A 4,237-nucleotide genomic window follows, 5' to 3' on the forward strand; every position below is an offset into this window, starting at 1 on the left:
AGATAGTTCCTGATACGTTCAATCAAATTTCCAAAACTGATAGCTTTTTTTGCAAAAGAGGCTATCAGATCACTTATGGTACCATCCATGGGGATGATGGAGACAGACTTCCCCATTTCCTGCATGATGAACGGTTCATCGAATTGCTGGAGCCCTGTCTCGTCAGAGGTGGAAATGATTATTGAATCGATAAAACAAAGATTTGCGGTATTGATGTATAACGGATTGAAAACCTGCCCATAGCTGAAAAGGGTCTTGGAACGCTGTCCAAACCGCTTTCTCAGATAGGTGGTTGTCATTTCTATCTGGTTGGAACGGTCCTTTGGAGAGAGCAAGCTCAGGATACTCTGGTTGAATGAACCGGTGAGCAACTCAAGCTTTCCATTTTTGGCAAGGTCGGATATCAAGAGATTAACCGAACTATAGTTAACATCAAGCCAATCAAGCAGAGGGATGCTCAATGAAAGTTGCATGATCGCATCTTCATGTGCATGGAGATGAGTAAGCAAAGGTTTGCATACAGCTTCCAATGCCCGTTCGTAAACGGGCATTGGCTCAGCATTGGTGATTTGACTGTACGCACCTACTAATAATTTCATGCACTACCGCTTGATGATACACTTGGTCGGACACGCCTCTGCAGCATCAGCAATCTGGCTGTGTGGGAGTGTCTGATCGAAGGTAGAAAGGAAACTGTCAACTTTACATCCTGATTCAGGATACTTGTTTTCACAGATTTTACAACCAATACAACCGACTGTACATACTTTTCGTACTTTTCCACCCGGCTCATGGCTGTTGCATTCAATAACATAGTCACTATCTTCATAAATCATGTGCATAGCACCCGTTGGGCAGATCTGCACACACTTTTCACAGCTGATACACTTCTTTTCATCAACGATGATATATCCCTGCTCATCCCTGCTGATGGCACCGGTCGGACAAACCTTGATACAGGAACCGAGGTGCAGACAGGCTGATTTGCAACCGTAATCCCCACCAAAGAGCAGAAATGCTGCATTACAGTCCTCAAGACCTTCATATTTGTAGTCTTGCGAACTCACATCAACATTACCACGGCACATGACGTGAGCCACTTTTCTTCTTGTATCGCCAGAAGCTTCAACCTTCTGCCCCATAATTTCGGCCATTTTTGCCACCAAATCAGGACCACCAGGACTACAGAGGCCAATTGGGGCTTCGCCAAGTGCAACAGCTGCAGCATAGGCAGCGCAACCGGCATACCCACATACACCACAGTTTGCACCAGGCATGATAGGTTCAAGAGCCAAGGCTTTCGGGTCCTTCTTGACCGCCAATTTCTTTTCAGCATAGGAGAGACCGAATCCGAAGAGTCCACCCAACACGGCGACTACTATGATTGCCATAACAATATTCACAACGATCCCCCTTATACCAGATGCAGATTGGTGAGCAGTGACTTGTCAAAAGCCATGAAGGCCAAAGACATCAATCCAGCAGAAATAAAGGCAATGGGAACGCCACGATACGCTTTTCTCACCGGCTGCAGATCAAGTTTCTCGCGAATATTGCTCATCAACACGATAGCCAGAGTGAAGCCAAGACCTGCAGCAAGCCCTCCAATAAAGGCTTCCATCACATTGTATTCATTGGTGATATTGATAATGGCAATACCCAAGACAGCACAGTTGGTGGTAATCAGGGGAAGATAGATACCCAGAGCCTTATACAAGGCTGGACTTATCTTCTGGATCACCATTTCCAATAGCTGTACCAAACTTGCTATCACAAGGATGAATGTGACCGTCTGGAGGTACTCAAGACTAAAAGGGACCAATAAGAAGTAATAAATTGCCCAAGTAATCACAGAGGCAACCGTAGTGACAAAGGTTACAGAGGCACCCATTCCGATGGCATTCTCACTGTTCTTCGAGACACCTATAAACGGACACATGCCCAAGAACTGGGAGAAAATAAAGTTATTAATAAATATGAAGGTTATTAGTATTGCAATATAACTCATGTTATCTGTCCTTCTTACGTGAAGAGTTCCAATCGAAGAACGCCTTCAGGAATCCCATGATCAACAACGCACCAGGTGCCAAAGAGAACACTCTAATTGGATTGTTGTAGAACCAGGGAATATTAATTACACCACTGAAATTGCCCATGGGAAACAGGGTAATGGTACCAGAACCAAATAATTCACGAATCAAGGCCAGCAAGGTCAGACCCAATGCAAACCCAATGGACATTCCGATTGCATCCAAAATGCTATCAAGAACGGTATTTTTACTCGCAAACGCTTCAGCCCTTCCCAGAATGATGCAGTTTACCACAATCAGTGGAAGATACACACCCAATGCATTATAAACAGAGGGGACATATGCATGCATTACCATCTGGATAAATGAAACCAACGAAGCAATAACAACAATGTACGCAGGAATATGTATTGATGCAGGTATGAATTTTCTCAATGCTGAGATAATCATGTTACTAAAGAGCAAAACGAACATTACACCTGCAGACATACCAATCGCATTCGAAACCTGGGTAGAAACTCCTAGTACAGGACACAAACCCAACATCAACACAAAAATCGGATTATCCTTGAACAGCCCTTTGGAGAGTTCTTTCATCTTGCTCATTTCACACCTCCAATATTTTTCACATAGGCACTCCCTGCTTCAATCGCTCTGGAAACTGCTCCAAAAGTGATGGATGCACCACTAATCGCTTGAGCGTCAGCATCGGTGAGCATGGTTTTATCTGTTGGAACAGGGGTATCAGCACCAGTTCCTTGGAATTTATCCATATATGATGAATCTGCAGCTTTTGATCCAAGGCCAGGCGTCTCACTATGGGTCAAGAGTTGAGCAACCATCATTTCGCCGGAAACCTTATATGAGGCAACCAAGGTCATCTGTCCACCATATCCGGCACTTTTCAACCCTACAATATATCCGGCAAGTTGCCCATTATCGGTTAAGTCGATGGTATACGTGACATAGGGGTCAGCCTCTACCGGCTTTTCACTTCCAATTGCAAACCCATTGCTGACTGCTGTCAGTGCCAATTGTCTTTGTTCATATTCATATTGCTCAATAACCGGGGCAGTGATTGAGTTCGTCATCGCTAAGGCAAAGGCGCTTACAGCACAGATCGAAAGCAATATCAGTGAATATTTCAGATTCTTTGTCATGCCCTAGCCTCCTTCTGCTTCTTCCTCAGTTCTCTGGTATCACCAAATTTACGAGGTATGATGTATCTGTCTATCATCGGTGTAAAAATGTTCATCAGGAGGATTGAAACGGAGACCGCTTCAGGCATGCTCCCGAAATATCTGAAGAGGAAGGTAAAGAATCCACATCCAATGGCGTACACGATCTGGCCCTTATGACTGATTGGGCTGGTTACATAGTCCGTTGCCATGAAAATGGCTCCGAGCATCAGACCTCCACTGAAGATGGAAGAGAGGAAACTACCGCCAAATATACCCAAGCCTGATGGGATCCCACCAAACATCCAGGATAATACTGCAGTAGAGAGAATGTAGGTCACCGGAATATGCCAGGTGATGATCTTCCTTGCAAGCAGATAGAGTCCACCAATAAGCAAGGCCAGTGCACTAACCTCACCGATACATCCGGCAACATTACCAAGGAAGGTGTCAATGGTAAAGGCAGAAATACCGGTCATCGCTGAAAGGTTCTGTGCAATCTCAGTGGCAGGGTATCCCATTGAAGAGAGCAAGGAACTACCATCGAGGCCCAAGGTCCCTCCAGAGACAGCCGTCTTGCTCAGGGAGAGAGGGGTAGCTGAGGCAAGTGCATCAGGAAGAGCCGAGGCAAGGGTCCGGGGAGCGACAAAGCTGCTCATTGGTGTGGTAAACGAGAAGAACACGAATACACGACCAGCGAGTGCAGGATTCGCCCAGTTAGCCCCTAGACCACCGAACACCCATTTTGCCACAAATATTGCAAACACACTTGCCAGGAACGGAACAAACAAAGGAACCGAAGGACTCATGTTCATTCCAACCAACAAACCGGTAAGGAACGCTGAGCCATCCCAGAGGGTTGACTCCTTATACAACTTGCCAAGCAAGAATTCCGACAACAAGGCTGTAAGGATAGAAACCCCAAGCACCAACAGAGACCTGAAGCCAAATACATACACACCCCAAAGGGTTGCAGGAGCAAGTGCGAGTGAAACACTCCACATAATGGACGCGGTATCTGTCTTCGCA

General features: G+C 45.7%; 5 protein-coding genes and 1 pseudogene. All 6 read right to left on the reverse strand.

The genetic code is table 11. The features are described from left to right. Nucleotides 1-599 (reverse strand): annotated as a pseudogene (locus JF818_RS14135) (DUF1926 domain-containing protein); the annotation flags it as partial. A gap of 3 nt (nucleotides 600-602) precedes the next feature. Then, nucleotides 603-1,403 (reverse strand): RnfABCDGE type electron transport complex subunit B, encoded by an 801-nt coding sequence (locus tag JF818_RS14140; RefSeq protein WP_198892622.1) that lies wholly within the window; start codon nucleotides 1,401-1,403, stop codon nucleotides 603-605. 11 nt (nucleotides 1,404-1,414) lie between these two features. Next, nucleotides 1,415-2,008, reverse strand: a complete 594-nt coding sequence (locus tag JF818_RS14145) for an electron transport complex protein RnfA (RefSeq protein ID WP_198892623.1) — start codon at nucleotides 2,006-2,008, stop codon at nucleotides 1,415-1,417. Nucleotide 2,009: 1 nt separating this feature from the next. Further along, nucleotides 2,010-2,636 (reverse strand): electron transport complex subunit RsxE, encoded by a 627-nt coding sequence (rsxE, locus tag JF818_RS14150; RefSeq protein ID WP_198892624.1) that lies wholly within the window; start codon nucleotides 2,634-2,636, stop codon nucleotides 2,010-2,012. Continuing rightward, nucleotides 2,633-3,190 (reverse strand): FMN-binding protein, encoded by a 558-nt coding sequence (locus JF818_RS14155; RefSeq protein ID WP_198892625.1) that lies wholly within the window; start codon nucleotides 3,188-3,190, stop codon nucleotides 2,633-2,635. Before JF818_RS14155 ends, rsxE begins: the two co-directional genes overlap by 4 nt. Beyond that, nucleotides 3,187-4,237, reverse strand: a 1,051-nt coding sequence (locus JF818_RS14160) for an RnfABCDGE type electron transport complex subunit D (protein WP_233067922.1), incomplete at its 5' end; no start/stop codon positions are given. The genes JF818_RS14155 and JF818_RS14160, both read right to left, overlap by 4 nt.

The sequence above is a fragment of the Sphaerochaeta sp. S2 genome (assembly GCF_016406725.1).
Lineage (GTDB): Bacteria > Spirochaetota > Spirochaetia > Sphaerochaetales > Sphaerochaetaceae > Sphaerochaeta.

Bases quoted from the DNA above. Each gene is read 5' to 3' on its own strand.
- JF818_RS14145 (WP_198892623.1), bottom strand. From the start codon at position 2,008: ATGAGTTATATTGCAATACTAATAACCTTCATATTTATTAATAACTTT.
- rsxE (WP_198892624.1), bottom strand. From the start codon at position 2,636: ATGAGCAAGATGAAAGAACTCTCCAAAGGGCTGTTCAAGGATAATCCG.
- JF818_RS14155 (WP_198892625.1), bottom strand. From the start codon at position 3,190: ATGACAAAGAATCTGAAATATTCACTGATATTGCTTTCGATCTGTGCT.